18 protein-coding genes are annotated in these 17,468 nt (G+C 67.1%); 6 read left to right on the top strand and 12 right to left on the bottom strand.

Going from position 1 to position 17,468, the window contains the following annotated elements; translation table 11 throughout:
• Positions 1-9: 9 nt before the first annotated feature.
• The 4 genes from V7778_RS07545 to V7778_RS07530 form a co-directional block, all read right to left on the bottom strand.
• A complete protein-coding gene (locus V7778_RS07545; RefSeq protein WP_211521481.1) occupies positions 10-333 on the bottom strand; it encodes a rhodanese-like domain-containing protein in 324 nt (107 codons plus the stop codon).
• A gap of 9 nt (positions 334-342) precedes the next feature.
• Positions 343-996, bottom strand: coding sequence for a protein-L-isoaspartate O-methyltransferase family protein (locus tag V7778_RS07540; RefSeq protein WP_335553367.1), 654 nt, complete (start codon positions 994-996; stop codon positions 343-345).
• Between the two features lie 161 nt (positions 997-1,157).
• A complete protein-coding gene (locus tag V7778_RS07535; protein WP_335553365.1) occupies positions 1,158-1,811 on the bottom strand; it encodes a TetR/AcrR family transcriptional regulator in 654 nt (217 codons plus the stop codon).
• A gap of 105 nt (positions 1,812-1,916) precedes the next feature.
• Complete coding sequence (locus tag V7778_RS07530) at positions 1,917-2,807, bottom strand: SDR family oxidoreductase (RefSeq protein WP_335553363.1); 891 nt, start codon at positions 2,805-2,807, stop codon at positions 1,917-1,919.
• A 125-nt stretch (positions 2,808-2,932) separates the two neighbouring features.
• Between V7778_RS07530 and V7778_RS07525 the strand changes: the two genes are divergently transcribed.
• Complete coding sequence (locus V7778_RS07525) at positions 2,933-3,205, top strand: YkgJ family cysteine cluster protein (protein ID WP_335553361.1); 273 nt, start codon at positions 2,933-2,935, stop codon at positions 3,203-3,205.
• A gap of 35 nt (positions 3,206-3,240) precedes the next feature.
• Here V7778_RS07525 and V7778_RS07520 read toward each other — a convergent pair whose 3' ends face one another.
• Both V7778_RS07520 and V7778_RS07515 read right to left on the bottom strand, forming a co-directional pair.
• Positions 3,241-3,444, bottom strand: coding sequence for a hypothetical protein (locus V7778_RS07520; RefSeq protein WP_335553536.1), 204 nt, complete (start codon positions 3,442-3,444; stop codon positions 3,241-3,243).
• 86 nt (positions 3,445-3,530) lie between these two features.
• The gene (locus tag V7778_RS07515; RefSeq protein WP_335553359.1) at positions 3,531-3,779 is read right to left on the bottom strand and encodes a hypothetical protein; all 249 of its coding nucleotides are present in this window, start codon (positions 3,777-3,779) and stop codon (positions 3,531-3,533) included.
• 380 nt (positions 3,780-4,159) lie between these two features.
• Between V7778_RS07515 and V7778_RS07510 the strand changes: the two genes are divergently transcribed.
• Both V7778_RS07510 and recQ read left to right on the top strand, forming a co-directional pair.
• On the top strand, positions 4,160-4,993 hold the full coding sequence (locus tag V7778_RS07510; RefSeq protein ID WP_335553357.1) for an undecaprenyl-diphosphate phosphatase: 834 nt from the start codon (positions 4,160-4,162) through the stop codon (positions 4,991-4,993).
• A 22-nt stretch (positions 4,994-5,015) separates the two neighbouring features.
• Positions 5,016-6,848: a DNA helicase RecQ gene (gene recQ / locus V7778_RS07505; protein WP_335553355.1), complete on the top strand. Its 1,833-nt coding sequence runs from the start codon at positions 5,016-5,018 to the stop codon at positions 6,846-6,848.
• Positions 6,849-6,948: 100 nt separating this feature from the next.
• Here the strand turns inward: recQ and V7778_RS07500 are convergent, their stop codons facing one another.
• The 4 genes from V7778_RS07500 to trmB all read right to left on the bottom strand — a co-directional run bounded on the left by V7778_RS07500 (position 6,949) and on the right by trmB (position 11,990).
• Positions 6,949-8,952, bottom strand: coding sequence for a methyl-accepting chemotaxis protein (locus tag V7778_RS07500; protein WP_335553353.1), 2,004 nt, complete (start codon positions 8,950-8,952; stop codon positions 6,949-6,951).
• A gap of 203 nt (positions 8,953-9,155) precedes the next feature.
• Positions 9,156-9,905, bottom strand: a complete 750-nt coding sequence (locus tag V7778_RS07495; protein WP_335553351.1) for a LytR/AlgR family response regulator transcription factor — start codon at positions 9,903-9,905, stop codon at positions 9,156-9,158.
• Positions 9,902-11,125 (bottom strand): sensor histidine kinase, encoded by a 1,224-nt coding sequence (locus V7778_RS07490; RefSeq protein ID WP_335553349.1) that lies wholly within the window; start codon positions 11,123-11,125, stop codon positions 9,902-9,904. The genes V7778_RS07495 and V7778_RS07490 overlap by 4 nt, the downstream gene beginning before the upstream one ends.
• A 184-nt stretch (positions 11,126-11,309) precedes the next feature.
• Positions 11,310-11,990 (bottom strand): tRNA (guanosine(46)-N7)-methyltransferase TrmB, encoded by a 681-nt coding sequence (gene trmB / locus V7778_RS07485; protein ID WP_335553347.1) that lies wholly within the window; start codon positions 11,988-11,990, stop codon positions 11,310-11,312.
• A 180-nt stretch (positions 11,991-12,170) separates the two neighbouring features.
• Here trmB and V7778_RS07480 point away from each other — a divergent pair, with 180 nt between their 5' ends.
• Positions 12,171-13,286, top strand: coding sequence for a succinylglutamate desuccinylase/aspartoacylase family protein (locus V7778_RS07480; RefSeq protein WP_335553346.1), 1,116 nt, complete (start codon positions 12,171-12,173; stop codon positions 13,284-13,286).
• On the opposite strand, the gene V7778_RS07475 is transcribed toward V7778_RS07480, so the two are convergent.
• On the bottom strand, positions 13,258-13,944 hold the full coding sequence (locus V7778_RS07475; protein ID WP_335553343.1) for a DUF6064 family protein: 687 nt from the start codon (positions 13,942-13,944) through the stop codon (positions 13,258-13,260). The genes V7778_RS07480 and V7778_RS07475 overlap by 29 nt on opposite strands.
• Positions 13,941-14,867 (bottom strand): aldo/keto reductase, encoded by a 927-nt coding sequence (locus tag V7778_RS07470; RefSeq protein WP_335553341.1) that lies wholly within the window; start codon positions 14,865-14,867, stop codon positions 13,941-13,943. The genes V7778_RS07475 and V7778_RS07470 overlap by 4 nt, the downstream gene beginning before the upstream one ends.
• 99 nt (positions 14,868-14,966) lie before the next feature.
• On the opposite strand from V7778_RS07470, the gene V7778_RS07465 reads away from it, so the two are divergent.
• Together V7778_RS07465 and V7778_RS07460 are read left to right on the top strand one after the other, a co-directional pair.
• Positions 14,967-16,268: a sialidase family protein gene (locus tag V7778_RS07465; protein ID WP_335553339.1), complete on the top strand. Its 1,302-nt coding sequence runs from the start codon at positions 14,967-14,969 to the stop codon at positions 16,266-16,268.
• 147 nt (positions 16,269-16,415) lie between these two features.
• Positions 16,416-17,459 (top strand): hypothetical protein, encoded by a 1,044-nt coding sequence (locus tag V7778_RS07460; protein WP_335553337.1) that lies wholly within the window; start codon positions 16,416-16,418, stop codon positions 17,457-17,459.
• Positions 17,460-17,468: the final 9 nt, after the last annotated feature.

Below are 17,468 nucleotides of genomic sequence, written 5' to 3'. Positions count from 1 at the left end.
GGATTCAGGTCAGTACTTCGGCATCGAAGGATCGACCTGTACGGCCCAGGCGTGTACTCCGCCCGTCAAATTCGTTACGTTGGCAAATCCGTTCCGTTCGAGGAAGGCAGCGACCTGCATGCTGCGCGCCCCGTGGTGACAGATGCACACGATCTCGCGGTCGTCGTCGATCTCGCCGACCCGGATCGGAACTAGGTGCATCGGGATCTGGGTCGAGCCTGCGATATGGCAGGTCTCGAACTCCCAGTTCTCGCGCACGTCCAGCAGCAGCGGCTGCTCGCGCGCCGGGTCGGCCAGCCAGGCGGCCAACTCGGGGGCGGTCATCTGTCGCATCGCCGTTCCTTAGAACGTGAAGCGCGAGGGCGCGACCGCGCCGCTCAGCGTCTTGACGTTGGTCTCGAACACCTTGACCGAGTCATAGGCCGTTTCCGAGGTGCGGGTGATGATGTTGCAGGTCATCGCCGGCGCTTCGCCCAGGATCACCGCCAGGCGGCCACCCACCTTCACCTGCTTGACCAGCGCTTCCGGCAGCACCGGCAGCGCGCCCGACACCACGATCACGTCGTAGGGCGCGCCCTTGGCCCAGCCCTCGGCGCCGTTGCCCAGTTCGACGGTCACGTTGGTGACGCCGGCCTTGGCCAGGTTCTGTTCGGCCACTTCCTTGGTTTCCGGCAGGATCTCGACGGTGGTCACGTGGCGCGCCTTGTGCGCCAGCAGCGCCGCCATGTAGCCCGAACCGGCGCCGATCTCGAGGACGTTCTCATGCTTCTTCACCGCGATTTCCTGCACGATGCGCGCTTCGACCTTCGGGTTGAACATCGCTTCGCCACCCGGCAGCGGAATCTCGACGTCCGCGAACGCCAGGTTCTGGTAGGCCTGCGGCACGAACTGTTCGCGCTTGACCACGTGCAGCATGTCCAGCACGTCCTGGTCCAGCACGTTCCACGGACGGATCTGCTGTTCGATCATGTTGAAGCGGGCTTGTTCGATATTCATCTGAGTTCTCAGTGGAAAAATAAATAATCCGATATTTTATCGTTGAACGGCCTCAGGACGCACATCTTAACGATGGCTAGCCTTGGGCGCGGGAAATTGCGACAGTCTGCAGTTTAGAAGGGATGAACGCCAATTTTCAGGACATGTGATGTCCTGACAATTTACGGCTTGCCCGCTGCGGGCGCCGGCACCAACCCATGCAGGGTAATGTCGAGGAAGGCATCCAGGAAGGCTTGCGGCTGCAGCTCGCAGCGTTCGCAGGGACCGATGGAGTGCTGCCAGGTCGACAGCATCAGGGTCGGCGCGATCAGGACCTGGGTCACCTGGGCGATGTCGATGGCGCGGAACTCGCCGCGGCTCACGCCGCGCTCGAGCATGCTGGAGATCATGCGGGCGGCGCGCATCATGACTTCTTCCTGGTAGAAGCGCGCCAGCTCGGGGAAATTGTCCGCTTCCGCCATGATCAGCTTGCTGATGCCGGACGCCTTGGTGCTGCCGAGACGGCGCCACCAGGTCAGGATCACGTCGCGCAGCAGGTCGGCGCTGTGGCCGTCGAAGCCGGCGACCGAGACTTCGGCATCACCGATGACGGGCACAATGCTCTCGCGCACCACGGCCTTGAACAGGTCTTCCTTGTTGGCGTAGTAGAGGTAGAGCGTGCCTTTCGACACGCCGGCGCGGCGCGCCACGTCTTCCAGACGGGTGGCCGCGTAACCTCGTTCGACGAAGAGATCGATCGCGGCAGCCAGCAGCTCCTGCGGACGCGCATCCTTGCGGCGCTCCCATCGTGGCTTGCTGTCGATATGGCAATGCATCGTTTCCGCCCAGAAACTAATTAAAGGATCATCAACTATAGAGCGCCGTTCGTGCCAGCGTCAAGCGACCGTTGTGCGGATGAAACTGCTCGTTGTCACAAGTGCTCAGGCATTACCCGGACCGTAAATGCGGCCGCTTGCCCGCGATGCATAAAGGCTGCCGTCCGGATCGCGCGGCGGGCCATCCTGCTGCTGGCGCGGCACCAGCGAAGTCGCCAGGCGGTCGGACACGCCGGGCAGCAGGCGTTCCATCATGATGTCGATGTCGGCCATCATGCCGACCCGTACGTTTCGCATCGGCACCACCGCCGCGTGCAGAATCGCCGCGGCCACCTGGTGCGGATCGACCTGGGGCGAAGGCAGCTTGGGTTCGCGGTCCATGTAGTTGCGCGCGTGCTGGGGCAGCGGCGTGTCGACCGCGGTCGGTTCGATCAGGGTGATCGATACCGGCGCCTCGTCCAGCTGCTCGACTTCGATGCGCAAGGCGTCGGTGAAGCCCTTCACCGCATGCTTGCTGGCCGAGTACATGCCCTGCATGGGGATGGCCACTTCCGAGGCTTCGCTGCCGATGTTGATGAGGGCGCCGCCCTGGCGCTTGAGATGGGGCAGCGCCACCAGGGAACCGTGCACCATGCCCCAGAAATTGATGTCGAACAGGCGCCGGCTTTCGGCCTCGGCCACTTCGTCGATGCGTCCGTAGATGGTGCTGCCGGCGTTGTTGATCCAGGTGTCGATGCGGCCGAAGCGCGCGATCGCCGCCTGCGCGATGCGCTCGACCTGGGCCCGGTCGGCCACGTCGGCCGCGACGCCGATCGCTTCCTGGCCCTTGGCGTTGAAGCCGGCCACCACGGCGTCGAGCACGTCGGCGCCGCGCGCGGCCAGCACCAGCCGGGCGCCCTGCTTCGCCGCCTCCTGCGCGGTGGCCAGGCCGATGCCGCTGGTGGCGCCGGTAATGACGACGACCTGGCGGTCCAGGGGTTTAAGGGGACTCGACATCGATGCCTCCGCTTGCTGCGTGATCCAGGGTGTTCATGGGGAACAACGTAACAGGATTCGGGGCGGGGAAGCGCCCGGTTTGCGCCCGCTCCCGGGTATACTGGCGCCCTTACTGCCGCACGATCATGAACACGTCCACCACCTTTTCCTGCCGGCCCCACTGCGGCGCCTGCTGCACCGCGCCCTCGATTACCAGCCCGATTCCCGGCATGCCGGACGGGAAGCCGGCGGGCGTGCGCTGTGTGCAGCTGGGGGAAGACGAACGCTGCCGTATCTTCGGCAAGCCGGAACGGCCGGCGTTCTGCGGGGGTTTGCAGCCTTCGGCGGAGATGTGCGGGACCAGCCGCGAGCAGGCGATCAAGTGGCTGGGGGAGCTGGAGCTGGCGACCGCGCCGTGATCGGGTGCGTAGGGTGCACGACTCCGCCGTCCACCCTATGGTTTATCAGGCTCATCATCGGTAACGAACAAGCCCACCCGCTTCTTCTTTTTCTTGACGACCTGGGTCTGTTCCTGCGCCGGCTTGGTGGCCGGCGGCGGTGCGACGGGCAAGGGAAAGCCCAGGAAGGCCATCACGAAGAAGATGGGCAGCAGCGCATAGAACAGCGGCCGCCGCCAGTTGAGCTTTTCTTTCATCATTGCCAACACGTGGTGCTGTGCTCAGGCAATTCAAGAGGATCGGTTACCCGCGCAAGGTAACTTTTGGATATGCACGCCTGGAAAACTCAGGCTGCGGCCGGCTTGCCGCGCAGCGCCTGGATGTCGCGGAATAAGGCGCCCAGGGTCAATTGCTCGTGCCAGATATCGGGCAGCATCACGCCATAGCGGCTGCGCAGGGCATGCGCCAGGCTTGCGATCTCGCCCGCTTCGCTTGGGCGGCGGTGCGGATACGCGGCGCGGAAGATGCCGAGCAGCTGGTCGTCGGGACGGAAGCGCAGGCGGTCGCCATCCTTGAAGGAAAAAGTGGATACCACCAGAGACAGGAAGTCGCTGATGTCTTTACGGGAAGCGCCGGGAAAGGCGCGCCGCCAAAGCCGGCCCTGGCAAGGGCGGTAGCGAAGGGGGTTGTGAAGCTGGCCACCCTGGAGGACCGCGATGGCGGCCACGACAAGCAAAAGAACGATGAGAACACTCATGCGCTTGAGTCTAGCACGCTGCCAGGCGCGCCGCGCACGGATGGGATGAGGAATGTTAGCTCGCGTACGATGTAAGCGACATGCGGTAACAGAACGGCAATCCGGTCCGATAAAATCTTGTGTCCCGTCATGCCGAACTCAACGGGCAAGGCCCTGCGCATGGTAAGCTTCCACCCCGCGCGGTTTTCTCACATTCCCATCACATCATTTATCGCTTCATGGACATCGTTCTCGCCATCAAGGCGATCATCATGGGCCTGGTCGAGGGCTTCACGGAATTCCTGCCGATCTCCTCCACCGGTCACCTGATCCTGGCGGGCAGCCTGCTGCACTTCACCGGCGAGAAGGTCAAGGTGTTCGAGATCGCGATCCAGGCCGGCGCCATGCTGGCGGTGATCTGGGAATACCGCGAGCGCATCCGCACCGTCCTGGCGGGCCTGGGCTCGGACCCGCGCCAGCAGAAATTCGCCACCAACGTGCTGATCGCCTTCCTGCCGGCCGCCATCCTCGGTTTCCTATTCAACAAGGCGATCACCGAGCGCCTGTTCGCGCCGGTGCCGGTGGCGACCGCCTTCATCGTCGGCGGCCTGGTGATCCTGTGGGTCGAGCGCCGCAACCATGGCGACGCCAAGCCGGCGCGCATCGAGTCGGTCGACGACATGGGCTATGCCGACGCCCTCAAGGTGGGGCTGGCGCAATCCTTCGCGCTGATCCCGGGCACCAGCCGCTCGGGGGCGACCATCATCGGCGGCATGCTGTTCGGCCTGTCGCGCAAGGCGGCCACCGAATTCTCCTTCTTCCTGGCGATCCCGACCCTGCTGGGCGCCACCGCCTACTCGGTCATCAAGCAGCGCGAGCTGCTGTCGATGAGCGACCTGCCGATGTTCGGCCTGGGCGGCCTGGCCGCGTTCGTCTCGGCCTTCCTGTGCGTGCGCTGGCTGCTGCGCTACATCAGCACGCACGACTTCACGATCTTCGCCTGGTACCGTATCGTATTCGGTATCCTGGTCCTCGTGACCGCCCACTTCGACCTGGTGAACTGGGCCGAATAACCCGGTGCAATCAATACTTAGCATGAACCCCGACATCGGCGCCGACATCGGCGCACGCGCCCTCCATATTCTCGAGACGGTCTTCGGCTATCCCGCCTTCCGCGGGCAGCAAGGCGAGATCGTCGAGCACGTGGCCAGCGGCGGCGACGCGCTGGTGCTGATGCCCACCGGCGGCGGCAAGTCGCTGTGCTACCAGATCCCGGCCCTGCTGCGCGACGGCGTGGGCGTGGTGGTCTCACCGCTGATCGCGCTGATGCAGGACCAGGTCGACGCGCTGGCCGAGGTCGGCGTGCGCGCCGCCTTCCTGAATTCCACCCAGACCTTCGAAGAAACCCTGCGCATCGAGCGCCTGGTGCGCAGCGGCGAGATCGACCTGGTCTACGTAGCGCCCGAGCGTCTCATGACGCCGCGCTGCCTGGAACTGTTCGAAGCCTCGCACATCTCGCTGTTCGCCATCGACGAGGCGCACTGCGTCTCGCAATGGGGCCACGACTTCCGGCCGGAATACATCCGCCTGTCGATCCTGCACGAACGCTTCCCGAACGTGCCGCGCATCGCGCTCACCGCCACCGCCGACCAGCAGACCCGCGCCGAGATCGCGCACCGCTTGCAGCTGGAAGACGCGCGCCAGTTCGTCTCGTCCTTCGACCGCCCGAACATCCGCTACTCGATCGTCGAGAAGACCAACGGCCGCAAGCAGCTGATCGATTTCATCACCGCCGAGCACGCCCAGGATTCCGGCATCGTCTACTGCCTGTCGCGCAAGAAGGTCGAGGAGACCGCCGACTTCCTGAACGAAAACGGCATCCGCGCCCTGGCCTACCACGCCGGCATGGAGCACGCCACGCGCGCGGCCAACCAGGCCCGCTTCCTGCGCGAAGACAACATCGTGATGGTGGCGACCATCGCCTTCGGCATGGGCATCGACAAGCCGGACGTACGCTTCGTGTGCCACCTCGACCTGCCCAAGAGCATCGAGGGCTATTACCAGGAAACCGGCCGCGCCGGCCGCGACGGCGCTCCCGCCAGCGCCTGGATGGCCTACGGGCTGCAGGACGTGGTGCTGCAGCGCCGGATGATCGACGAATCCGAGGCCGACGAGGGCTTCAAGCGCGTGCTGTCGATGAAGCTCGACGCCATGCTGGGTTTGTGCGAAACGCTCTCGTGCCGGCGCATGCGCCTGCTCGACTACTTCGGCGAGCGCTCCGGCCCCTGCGGCAATTGCGACACCTGCCTGATTCCGCCGGTGCAGGTCGACGGCACGGTGCCGATGCAAAAGCTCTTGTCGGCGGTGTACCGCGTCGACCAGCGCTTCGCCGCCGGCCACGTGATCGACGTGCTGCGCGGCGCGCAGACCGAGCGCATCAGCCAGTGGCACCACGACAAGCTGACCGTGTTCGGCGTCGGCGCCGACCGCGGCGAGCAGGAATGGCGCGCCATCGTGCGCCAGGCGATCGCGCTCGGCTTCCTGACGGTCGACCACGACGCCTTCAGCTCGCTCAAGCTGACCGACGCCGCGCGTCCGGTGCTCAAGGGCGAACAGAAGGTGCAGCTGCGCCAGTACCAGAAACCGGTCAAGCCCAAGCGCCAGAGTTCCTCGCGCTCGAACTACGAGGAAGTCGAGCTGTCGCGCTCCGAGCAGCAGATCTTCGAGCGCCTGCGCTCCTGGCGCATGGGCGCGGCGCGCGAGCACGGCGTGCCTGCCTATGTCGTGTTCCAGGACGCCACCCTGCGCGAGATCGCCAAGGTCAAGCCCACCTCGCTCGAGGCCCTGCGCGGCGTAAGCGGCGTGGGCGAGAAGAAACTGGTTTCCTATGGCGACGAGATCGTCGCCATCATCGGCGAGATGATGTAGCGTCACGGCTTGTTCCAGTCCAACCCGTCTCGCCCCACGGCCATACCGACTCCCACCAGCACCACTGCCGCACCCGAGCTCGATAGCGCTCCCCGCGGGCTCAGGCGGCCAGCCTGACCACGCGCGCGCGCCGGGATGGAATGGCCGGCGCCTCAGGCTGGGCTGCGCGCTCGTCGCCGGTGCGGAAGTGGCGCATGGTGCGCGCGAGGTTCTGCGCCTGCTCGTCCAGGCTCGCCGCCGCCGCCGCGGCCTGCTCCACCAGCGCAGCGTTCTGCTGGGTAGTGTCGTCCAGGTGGGTAATGGCGTCGTTGACCTGGTGGATGCCCGACGCCTGTTCCTTCGAGGCGATGACGATCTCGGAAATGATGCGCGACATGCGATGCACGCTGTCCAGGATCTCTTCCATCGACGCGCCTGCCTGGGTCACCAGACGGTTGCCGGCATCGACTCTCTCGACGCTTTCACCGATGAGCTGCTTGATTTCCTTGGCCGCTGCCGCGCTGCGCTGCGCCAGATTGCGTACCTCGCTGGCCACGACCGCGAAGCCGCGCCCCTGCTCTCCCGCGCGTGCGGCCTCGACAGCGGCATTGAGCGCCAGGATATTGGTCTGGAAAGCGATGCCGTCGATGACGCCGATGATGTCGGCGATCTTGCGCGCGCTGTCGTTGATCGCTCCCATGTTCGCCACCACATCGGTCACCACCTGCCCCCCGCGCTGGGCCACGGCCGAGGCCTGGCTCGCCACCTGGTTCGCCTCGGCGGCATTGTCGGCGTTTTGCTTGACGGTGGAGGTAATCTCTTCCATCGAGGCCGCCGTCTCTTCCAGGCTCGACGCCTGGGATTCCGTACGCGAAGACAAGTCGGCATTGCCGTTGGCGATGTCCTTGGTGGCGGCGCCGATGGTATCGACACTCTCGCGCACTTCGCTCACGATATTGCGCAGGTTATCGTTCATGCGGCCAAGTGAAACCAGCAGCCGCGCGGTTTCGTTGCGGCCTTCCGAGGGGATATCGGCCGTCAGGTCGCCCGCGGCGACCCGCTCCGCGATCTCGACGGCATTGTTCAAGGGTTTGGTCACGGAGCGGGCGATCAACACCAGCATGGCGCCGCCGAATGCGAACAGGGCGGCAAGCGCTGCCAGCATGCCTAGCCTGGTGCGCTTGACGGCCGCGATCCTGGCGTCGAGCAGGGCGTTGAATTGCGTCGTCGCCAGGGCTGCAAACGCGTACTGCGCGTCGATCGCCGCGGTGGTGCGCTTGACGTACTCCGGCCCGGAGTAGCTCAGCGGATCGGCCTTCACGATCTGTTCCGTGGCCAACTTCATGGTCTGCTGGGCCTGCTCCTGCATCTCGCGCATCGACACGTCGAGCGGCGCTGCCAGTTCCGGATTGGCGCGCGCGGCCTTGGCGAACTGGCTGGTGGTCTGGTGCAGCCGGTCCGCGACACGGGCTACGATGGCGGACAGGGTCAACCTGTCCTCGACGCTGGCAGCGTGGGTCGCCAGCAGGCCGGCGCCCTTGGCCCGCATCTTGCCGAGTTCTTCGGACAGATATGGCAACTGGTAGTAGACCGCCTGGATCAGCTGGTACGAATCGAGGTCCGGGTCCAGGTTCAGGCCATGGTGATCGGCGACCTGGTCCGCCACCTCGAGCAGCTCGGGCATCAGCGAGGTATGGCCCTGGTAGCTCTCCGCCACCGTGATGGAGCGCGCGGCCACGCGGTCGCGCAGTCCTTCCCAGTGACGCTGCGCCCGCGCCCATGCTTCGCTGATGCGCGCATCGCCGAGCTCGGCCACGATGCCTGACATCGCCGCATAGTGGGCGTCCACTTCGCGCTGCTTCTCTTCCCGCTTGGAACCAGCCTCGGCGACGCCACCGAGCACCAGCGCCGCCAGGCCGCGATGCTGCTGGGTGGCCTGGATGGACTTGAGGATGGTGGCCACGGGCGCGCGCGCTTGGGCTTCGAGCTCCAGTGCCTTGAGCTTTGCGCCGGTCTCATGCAGGTAAAGCGTGGCCGGAATAGCAGCGACGATCACACCTACCACGCTCAGGATGGCGAATTTATGCCAGAGCAGCAATTGCTCGAGGCGACCTTGGATTCCCATGACGATTTCTCCCTCTCGAATGCCGAGACAGCTGCCGTTGCGGTATCTCAGCCATTATGTCCGCAAGGCAACAGTACGTGAGATTTCGAGAGAGTTGCAACTACAAAATGGAGGTCTGGCTGGAAAACCACAATTCAGCGTGCTGATGTTGAGCAACCGGCAAGAACAGCTCCGCTGGCCATGGCTTCAATCAACGGGCGCCATCAGTCGCGGAACAGGTGCGTGAAGGTCCTGCTCACCGGCAGTTTCTCCTCGCACCCGCGCAGCAGTACCTGCATCCGTTCCGCGTCGATCCGCTCGGCCGCCGCGATGGCGTTCACGTTCACCAGGGTCCCGCGGTGGATCTGCCAGAAGCGCTCGCGGTCCAGCCCGCTCAATAAATCCTTCAGCGGAATGCGCACCAGCGCTTCCGAACCGGCCAGCACCACCCGCGTGTACTTGGTATCGGCCTGGAAGAACAGCACCTCGTCCACGTCGATCAGGCGGATCTGCTTGCCGACGCTGGCCTTGATCCACTTGAGCTTTTCCGTTTTCTGCTCGGGCGCGTCCGCCTTCAGCTGGCGCAGCACGTCGCCCAGATCGGCCGGGCGGCTGCCCAGCTTCTCGCGCAGGCGCGCCACCGCGCGGTCCAGGCGTCCCGGCTGCACCGGCTTGAGCAGGTAATCGATGGCGCCGGCGTCGAAGGCGTCCACCGCATACTGGTCGTAGGCGGTGACGAAGACCACGTGGGCCAGCTTGCCGATGCGGTCCGCCACCTCCAGCCCCGACATGCCGGGCATGCGGATGTCCAGGAAGACCACCTGCGGCTCGTGCTCGAGGAAGGCGTCCCAGGCATCGTTGCCGTTCTCGGCCACCGCCACCACCTCGGCCTCTGGCCAGGCGACGGGCAGCATGCCGAGCAGGCGCTCGCGCATCAGGGGTTCGTCCTCGGCGACCAGGATCTTGATGCTCATGCTGTCTCCTGTTTAGGGATGGTGATCTCGGCTTCGAAACCGGGGTCGGCGTCGTACAGGGCCAGGCCGGCGGCCTCGCCGAAGGCCAGGCGCAAGCGGTGGCGGACGTTGTCCAGGCCCAGGCCTTCACCCGGGGTAACGCTCATGCCGACGCCGCTGTCGCGCACCCGGATCCGGATGGCCGGGCCCGCGTCCTCGGCCGTCACCCGGATCGTGCCGCCGCGCAGGGCCGGCTCGATGCCGTGCTTGATCGCGTTCTCGGCCAGGGTCAGCACGATCATGCTGGGGAGCTGCACGCACGCCAGCGCGTCGGGCAAGGCCAGCTCGTAGCAGAGGCGGCTGCCCAGGCGCGCCTGCATGACGCGCAGGTAGGATTCGACCAGGCGGAACTCGGCCCGCAGGCTGACCTGCTCGGTGCGCATGTCGCCCAGGCTGGCGCGCAGGAATTCGATCAGGTCGGCGGTCAGCGCCGCCGCTCGAGGCGCCCCTTGCGCCCCCTGCTCGGCCAGCTGCTGGACCGCGCCCAGGGTGTTGAAGAGGAAGTGCGGCTCGATCTGGGCGCGCAGCAGGCGCAGCTGGGATTCGCTCAGCGCGCGCGCCAGGCGTTCGCGCTCGGCCTCGGCCTGCAGCTGTGCGGTCAGGCTTTCGTAGCGGCGGTTGCGGATGACGGCGATGGCGAGCGAAGGCAGCGCGAACAGCACGGCCGGAATGACCAGGACCAGCGCCATGTTTTGCGGCAGGTGCTCGAGCGCCGCCTCGAACGACTTCCCGCGCAGGAGCGTGCTGATCGCCATCCCGACCAGGCCGCCCGCAAAGCCGAGGCCGACCATGGCGACGAACATCTTCATCTTGGCCTGGACCACCTTGCGGTAGTTGAACCACACGCCGACAAACATGAAGGCCATGAACAGGCCGAGCAGGTTGGCGGCGACCAGCGCCGCGAGCCAGTCGAGCTGGGGCCGCAGGACGAGCTTGAGGAAAACGCCGCCCAGGCTGAATGCCAGCATCATCTTGGCCATCAGCAGGAAGCCCTTGCGGCCCTGGTATTGCGTGAAGAAGTCGTGCAGCTCCCGGCGCTCGACGGGAGAGAGCATCGCAATCCGCTCCGCCGCGCCGCGCCGGTATCCACGAGGCACGGCGGCAGCCCGGTCCGGCTGCTTGAGCACGGCCAGGATCTCGTCTTCCCACTCCCGGTACCACCGTATGGCGCGCAGCAACATGACTACCTCCTAAGTTCATTAATGTATAGCAATGAACCCAGTCTAGGAATCCCTTGGCGTCCAGGACAGCGGTAAGCGACGAGCGACGAAGGCGGACGTTCGAACGACGATCCGCCTCGATGAAGCGATTACTTTAAAGCGATTACTTTAAAGCGCTTACTTTAAAGCGCTTACTTTAAAGCGATTACTTGCGGGTGAAGACCAGGTCCCAGACGCCGTGGCCCAGTTTCAGGCCGCGGTTCTCGAACTTGGTCAGCGGGCGGTAGGCCGGCTGCGGCGCATAGCCTTCGGCGGTGTTCTGCAGTTGCGGCTCGGCGCCCAGCACTTCCAGCATCTGCACCGCATAGTCTTCCCAGTCGGTGGCCAGGTGAATATAGCCGCCCGGGGCCAGCTTCTGGCACAGCAGCTTGACGAAGGCCGGCTGGATCAGGCGACGCTTGTTGTGGCGCGCCTTGTGCCACGGGTCCGGGAAGAACACGTGCACCCCGTGCAGCGAACCGTCCGCGATCATGAAGTTGAGCACTTCGACCACGTCGTGCTGGATCAGGCGCAGGTTGGCGATGTCCTGCTCGCCGATCTGCTTGAGCAGGCTGCCCACGCCGGGCGTGTGCACTTCGACGCCGAGGAAGTCCGTTTCCGGCATCAGGCGCGCGATGTGGGCCGTGGTGTCGCCCATGCCGAAGCCGATTTCCAGCACCACCGGCGCCTGGCGGCCGAAGGCCTGGGCCAGGTCCAGCGGCTCCTTCTTGTACTCGATCAGGAACTTGGGACCGAGTTCCTCCAGCGCCCGCGCCTGCCCGGTCGAGAGCCGGCCGGCACGCGTCACGAAGCTGCGGATGCGGTGTTCGGTGGGATCGTAAAGCATGGGCCGCGCCGGGCCGTCGGTTGGCGTATCAGAGGACATGGGGAAAGAGAATGAGGAAAAAACGGCTGTCATTATAGCCCAGGTACCCGGTGCGCCAGCCATCCGGGCGTGCGTTCCGGCAGGCGCGATTCGGCCATAATCGCAGGTATCGATGCCACCAGCGCTTGCCGGAGCCCGCTCATGCACATGACGAAACACCCGATCGCCACCGACGACAACGTCACGACCGCCCATCTCACCTCCTACCACTACGGCAAACGCGGTGCGGGCAAGAAGGTCTACATCCAGGCCTCGCTGCACGCCGACGAGGTGCCGGCCATGCTGGTGGCCCACTTCCTGCGCCAGGAGCTGGAACGGCTCGACGCCGCGGGCCGGGTCAAGGGCGAGGTGATCCTGGTGCCGGTCGCCAACCCGCTCGGCCTGTCGCAGGTCCTGCACGGCGCGCCCTTCGGCCGCTACGACCTGGGCACCGGCACCAACTTCAACCGCGGCTACCACCACGTGACGGACGAGCTCAAGCAAGCGCTCGCCGGCCGCCTGGGCCAGGACGCGCAGGCCAACGTCGCGCTGATCCGCCAGCACGCGCTGCGCTCGGTGGCCGAGTGGAAGGTCAAGGACGCCACCGGGACGCTCAAGAAAATCCTGCTGGGCATGGCCATCGATGCCGACATCATGCTCGACCTGCATTGCGACAACGAGGCGGTGCTGCACATGTATGCTGGCACGCCGCTGACCGGGGCGGTGCAGCCGCTGGCGGCCCTGATGGGCGCGCGCGTGGTGCTGGTGGCCACCCAGTCCGGCGGCGAGCCTTTCGACGAGGCCTGCGGCAAGCCATGGTGGGACCTGGCCGAGCACTTCAAGGACGCCGCCATCCCGCCGGCCTGCGTCGCCGTCACCGTCGAACTGCGCGGAGAGATGGACGTGCGCTACGACTATGCGCGCAAGGATGCCGACGCCCTGCTCCAGTACCTGGCCCACGCCGGCGTGCTCGACATTCCCACGCGGGCGCTGCCGCCGGCGCTGTGCACGCCCACGCCGCTGGACGCCGTCGAGCCGCTGGAGGCGCCGCACGCGGGCGTGCTGGTCTTCCACAAGCAGCTGGGCGACACCGTCGAGGCGGGCGAACCGCTGGCGGACATCGTCAATCCCGTCAGCGGCCAGGTGAGCACGGTTGCGGCCACGCGGCCGGGCCTGCTGTTCGCCAGCACCGCGCACCGCCACCTGCTGCGCGGGATGCACATCTGCAAGGTGGCGGGGACGGAATCGTTCAGGTCCGGGAATCTGCTGTCGAGCTGAGCGCACTGCGCCTGACCAGCCATCCGCCGACGGCGAGGGCCGCTGCGGTCACCGGCAGCCAGGCAAGCGGCACGCGCAGCTCCATCTGGATGGCGCCGCTGATGGCGCACCAGGCCACCGGCACCACCCACATGGGCCAGCGCGCGCGCATCAGCAGCAGGATGCCCAGGGTCGCCACCGCGGTCGGGTCGGGCGCCACGCCGAACACCTCGCCCTGGGTCTGGTAGCGCCCTGCATGAATGGGCAGCAGCGGATAGACGCCGACCGCCAGGCAGACCAGGGCCAGTCCCAGCCAGGAGATGGGACTGGCGGTGAAGCGCAGCAGGCGCGGCATGGGCTTGGCGGCCATCCACAGCAGCATCAGGCCCTGCAGGATAAAGCCGGCCCCGAACCAGGGCGCCGCGGTATTGATGGCGGCGTAGCGCTCGAGGTGGAAGGCCCAGGCGACCCACAGCCACGCCAGTCCCAGCAGCAGCGAGGCGATCCGCGACGGCCGCGCACCGCCGCCCACCGCGCCGGCGAGGATGGCCAGCCCGGCCAGCAGCGCCACGATCTGGGCCGGCCAGATGTCCTGGTTGTACAGCTCGAACAGGCGATGGTAGCTCCGCGCCGAGAACATCAGCAGGTCCGACAGCGTATAGGTCCACCATTCGCTCATGCCAGCCTTTCGACATCTTGCGCGATGCGCTTGCGCAGGGCTTCGTCGGGCAGGCGGCCGGCCCCGGCCAGCAGGTTCTCGCGCACGTGGGCCACGCTGGTGGTGGCCGGAATCGCGCAGCTGACGGCCGGGTGGGCGACGATGAACTTGAGCAGCGCCTGGGCCCAGCTGGTGCAGCCGATCTCCGCCGCCCAGCCGGGCAAGGGCTTGCCGGCCAGGGCCCGCGTCAGGTCGCCCTGGCGGAAGGGCCGGTTGACGATCACGCCGATGCGCCGCTCGCGCGCCAGCGGCAGGATGCGCCGCTCGACCTCCCTGTCCAGCGCGTTGTAGGACACCTGCACGAAGTCGATCGGCTGGCTGGCCATGATCTTTTCGACCTCCGCGTGGCGCCGTCCTTCCGAAGTCGTGATGCCGACGTAGCGCAGGCGCCCCGCGCGCTTCATCGCCAGCAGGACGGGCAGGTGCGCTTCCCAGGCCAGCAGGTTGTGCACCTGGAGCAGGTCGAAGCGCGCCACGCCCCAGCGCCGGCGCGTGGTCTCGATCTGGTCCGGGCCGTCGGCGGCGGTCCATACCTTGTCCGCGGCGAACAGGCGCGCCGGCCTGATGGCCCGCAGCGCCTCGCCGATCACCTCCTGCGCCGAACCGTACATGGGCGAGGAATCGATCATGCGGCCGCCGCCGTCGAAAAAGGCGCGCATCACGGCGGCGCTCGCGGCCCGTCCCTGCGGATCGCGGCCGACATTGAAGGTGATCCAGCTGCCCAGGCCGACGAGCGGCAGCGCTTCGCCTGAGGAAGGCAGGGGCCGGGCCAGGAGCGGCAAGGGAGCGCCGCCTAGCGCCGGCAGCGCGGGCAGCGCCAGGCCGGCGGGCAGGGCCAGCAGGGTTTCCAGCAGACGGCGGCGGGACGGCAGACGTGGGCCCATGCGGGCGCTCCTTTCCAGATGCGGCGCGTAGGATGCAGCATACCTCGGCCGCGCACGCCGCGGCGCTGTCCAGCGTCCTCGTGCCTCAAGGAGATCGCCATGTCCTCCGCCTCCTGTCCCCTGCCGCGCCTGGCGGGCGCCGCCGCGCTCTGGATCGTGGCGCTGCTGGCCTGGGCCACGGTCCGGAGCGCGCCGGCGCCCCGTATCGACTGGCAGGAAGCCGTCACGGTCGCCTCCGGTGGCGGCACGAAGGGGCCGTGGCGCCAGAACGCATCGCGCTACGACTACGTCGACGACGCCACTGTCGCCTGGCTCGATGGCGGCGGGCCCGGTGTCGCCTGGGCCGACCAGCGCCGCAAGGACGTGCTGTTCCGCGCCAGCCCCGGCGCCGAAGCGGTCAACGTGTCGCGCTCCGGCGCTACTTTCTCCTGGCATCCGCGCATCGCGGCCAGCAAGGAGCATGTCTATCTGCTCTGGCAGGAGATCATCTTCTCGGGCGGCTCGCACGGCGGCGACATCCTGTTCGCACGCTCCACCGACAAGGGGCGCAGCTTCGGCCCTCCCCTCAACCTGTCCCGCTCGCGGGGCGGCGACGGCAAGGGCCGCCTGGACCGCGCCACCTGGTCCAACGGCAGCCTGGACCTGGCGGTGGCGGGCGACGGCGCGGTCGTCGCCGCATGGACCGAATTCGATGGCGCGCTGTGGCTCGCGCGCTCGGCGGATGCCGGCGCCGGCTTTGCGCGGCCGGTGCGGATCGCGGGCGATGAAAAGGTTCCTGCACGCGCCCCCGCCCTGGCAAGCGGTGCTGGTAACCGGGTTGCGCTGGCCTGGACCGTGGGCGAGGACGACGCCGCCGCCATCCGCGTGGCCGTCTCGGACGACGGCGGCGCCAGCTTCGGCCCGCCACGGCTGGTCGGTACTGCAAACGCCTTCGCCGACGCGCCCCGGCTGGCCATGGGCGCGGACGGCGTCCTGCACCTCGTGTATGCCCGCCAGCCGGACCGCCGGCGCGGGCCGGCGCAGCTCATGTACGCGCGCCTGCCCCGGGGTGGTACGGCATTCGAAGCACCCCGTCCCATCTCGCCGCCCGGCGCGGGTTATCCGGGGCTGGCGATGGATGCACAGGGTCGGCTGCTGGTGTCGTGGGAAGTGTTCCCGCGGCCCGATGCGCGCCCGCGCGGCCTGGCGCTTGCGGTGTCGACGGACGGCGGCGCCAGCTTCGGCGCGCCGCAGCCCGTCCCCGGCAGCGCGCCGGCGCGCGGCGGCAACGGCAGTTACCAGGGCCTGCTCGGCAGGAAGCTTGCCGTCGCACCCGATGGGGGCATCGCCATCGTCAACAGCAACCTGGTTCCCGGCGAGGGCAGCCGGGTCTGGGTGGTGCGCGGTGAGCTGCGTCAGTAAGCCTGGCCAAGTGCGTGAGGGGGAATGCGCGGTTCTGGTTAGAATGGCTTTCCACGGATGGGGTCTGGCCGCGTGCCGAATGCCGCCGCTCAACCACCGATCAACCGCAGGGATACGCGCGTCCCGCACGCCTCCACGAAGCACACGATGATCCCTTCCCTTTTGCGGCGACTGCTGCCGCTCCTGTTCTGCCTGATCACCATGCACCCGGCCCGGGGACAAGCTGTCCCCGAACCTTCGCTGCCTTCCGCCGACCGCATCCGGCTGGCCGAAGCCTTCCGCCTGAAAGCCTGGATCGGCGAGCGCGTCTGGCCGGGCTGGAGCCGTACGATCTTCCCCGTGCTGCTGGTGACCCGGGATCACGAATTCCTGGTCGGCCATCCGGCCCCCAGCGACGACTTCCGCCCGCTCGGCCGCGACGCCCTGCTCGGCCAGGAAGTCCTGGTGCGCAAGCGGGTCTTTCCGCCCAATCTGATGGCCACCTTCCCGGCCGTGAACGGCATCTCCACGGTCGTCGTCGGCCAGGCGCCCAACACGGACAGCCCGCAATCGACCGCCTGGGTCTTGACCCTGCTGCACGAGCATTTCCATCAATGGCAGTCCGGCGCGCCCGGCTACTTCGACAGCGTCGACAGCCTGGGCCTGTCCGGCGGCGACAAGACCGGCATGTGGATGCTGAACTATCCCTTCCCCTATACCAAACCGGCGGTGGCAAGCCAGTTCCGCACGCTGTCGCTGGCCTTGGCGCGGGCGCTGGAGACCGACCAGGGCGGCGCCGACACGGTCGCGGGGGCGCAGGCGCGGCTGGCTGCGCAGGTCAGCCGGGACGAATTCCGCTACCTCGATTTCCAGCTATGGCAGGAAGGCGTGGCCCGCTACACCGAGCTGCGCGTGGCAGGCCTGGCGGCATCAGGCTACCAGCCCAGCGCGCCGTTCGCCGCCCTGCCCGACTTCAAGCCGTATGGCGAACAGGCCGCCGCGATGCGCGCCGCCATGCTGCGCGAACTCAAAAGGGCGCAACTGGCCAAGCAGCGCCGGCTGGCGGTGTATGCGATGGGCGCGGGACTGGCCTTGTTGCTGGACCGGGAGCAGCCGGAATGGCGCATGCGCTACCTGGAGCAGCCGTTCACGCTCAGCAAGCCGGTCGAGGCGGCGGCGCCGAAACAGGTGGAAGGCGCCGGCAAGGACTGATGTCGACAA

This window comes from Massilia sp. DD77 (assembly GCF_036961685.1).
Lineage (GTDB): Bacteria > Pseudomonadota > Gammaproteobacteria > Burkholderiales > Burkholderiaceae_D > Telluria.
The sequence above is the reverse complement of the archived record's forward strand: the minus strand, read 5'-3'. Positions and strand labels throughout refer to the sequence as shown.

Excerpts from the sequence above, each read along its gene's own strand:
- trmB (WP_335553347.1), bottom strand. The coding sequence starts at position 11,990 with ATGCTTTACGATCCCACCGAACACCGCATCCGCAGCTTCGTGACGCGT.
- V7778_RS07525 (WP_335553361.1), top strand. The coding sequence starts at position 2,933 with ATGAACACGTCCACCACCTTTTCCTGCCGGCCCCACTGCGGCGCCTGC.
- V7778_RS07530 (WP_335553363.1), bottom strand. The coding sequence starts at position 2,807 with ATGTCGAGTCCCCTTAAACCCCTGGACCGCCAGGTCGTCGTCATTACC.
- V7778_RS07540 (WP_335553367.1), bottom strand. The coding sequence starts at position 996 with ATGAATATCGAACAAGCCCGCTTCAACATGATCGAACAGCAGATCCGT.
- V7778_RS07475 (WP_335553343.1), bottom strand. The coding sequence starts at position 13,944 with ATGAGCGAATGGTGGACCTATACGCTGTCGGACCTGCTGATGTTCTCG.
- V7778_RS07465 (WP_335553339.1), top strand. The coding sequence starts at position 14,967 with ATGTCCTCCGCCTCCTGTCCCCTGCCGCGCCTGGCGGGCGCCGCCGCG.
- V7778_RS07545 (WP_211521481.1), bottom strand. The coding sequence starts at position 333 with ATGCGACAGATGACCGCCCCCGAGTTGGCCGCCTGGCTGGCCGACCCG.
- V7778_RS07460 (WP_335553337.1), top strand. The coding sequence starts at position 16,416 with ATGATCCCTTCCCTTTTGCGGCGACTGCTGCCGCTCCTGTTCTGCCTG.
- V7778_RS07500 (WP_335553353.1), bottom strand. The coding sequence starts at position 8,952 with ATGGGAATCCAAGGTCGCCTCGAGCAATTGCTGCTCTGGCATAAATTC.
- V7778_RS07470 (WP_335553341.1), bottom strand. The coding sequence starts at position 14,867 with ATGGGCCCACGTCTGCCGTCCCGCCGCCGTCTGCTGGAAACCCTGCTG.
- V7778_RS07480 (WP_335553346.1), top strand. The coding sequence starts at position 12,171 with ATGCACATGACGAAACACCCGATCGCCACCGACGACAACGTCACGACC.
- V7778_RS07495 (WP_335553351.1), bottom strand. The coding sequence starts at position 9,905 with ATGAGCATCAAGATCCTGGTCGCCGAGGACGAACCCCTGATGCGCGAG.
- V7778_RS07510 (WP_335553357.1), top strand. The coding sequence starts at position 4,160 with ATGGACATCGTTCTCGCCATCAAGGCGATCATCATGGGCCTGGTCGAG.
- V7778_RS07535 (WP_335553365.1), bottom strand. The coding sequence starts at position 1,811 with ATGCATTGCCATATCGACAGCAAGCCACGATGGGAGCGCCGCAAGGAT.
- recQ (WP_335553355.1), top strand. The coding sequence starts at position 5,016 with ATGAACCCCGACATCGGCGCCGACATCGGCGCACGCGCCCTCCATATT.
- V7778_RS07490 (WP_335553349.1), bottom strand. The coding sequence starts at position 11,125 with ATGTTGCTGCGCGCCATACGGTGGTACCGGGAGTGGGAAGACGAGATC.
- V7778_RS07520 (WP_335553536.1), bottom strand. The coding sequence starts at position 3,444 with ATGATGAAAGAAAAGCTCAACTGGCGGCGGCCGCTGTTCTATGCGCTG.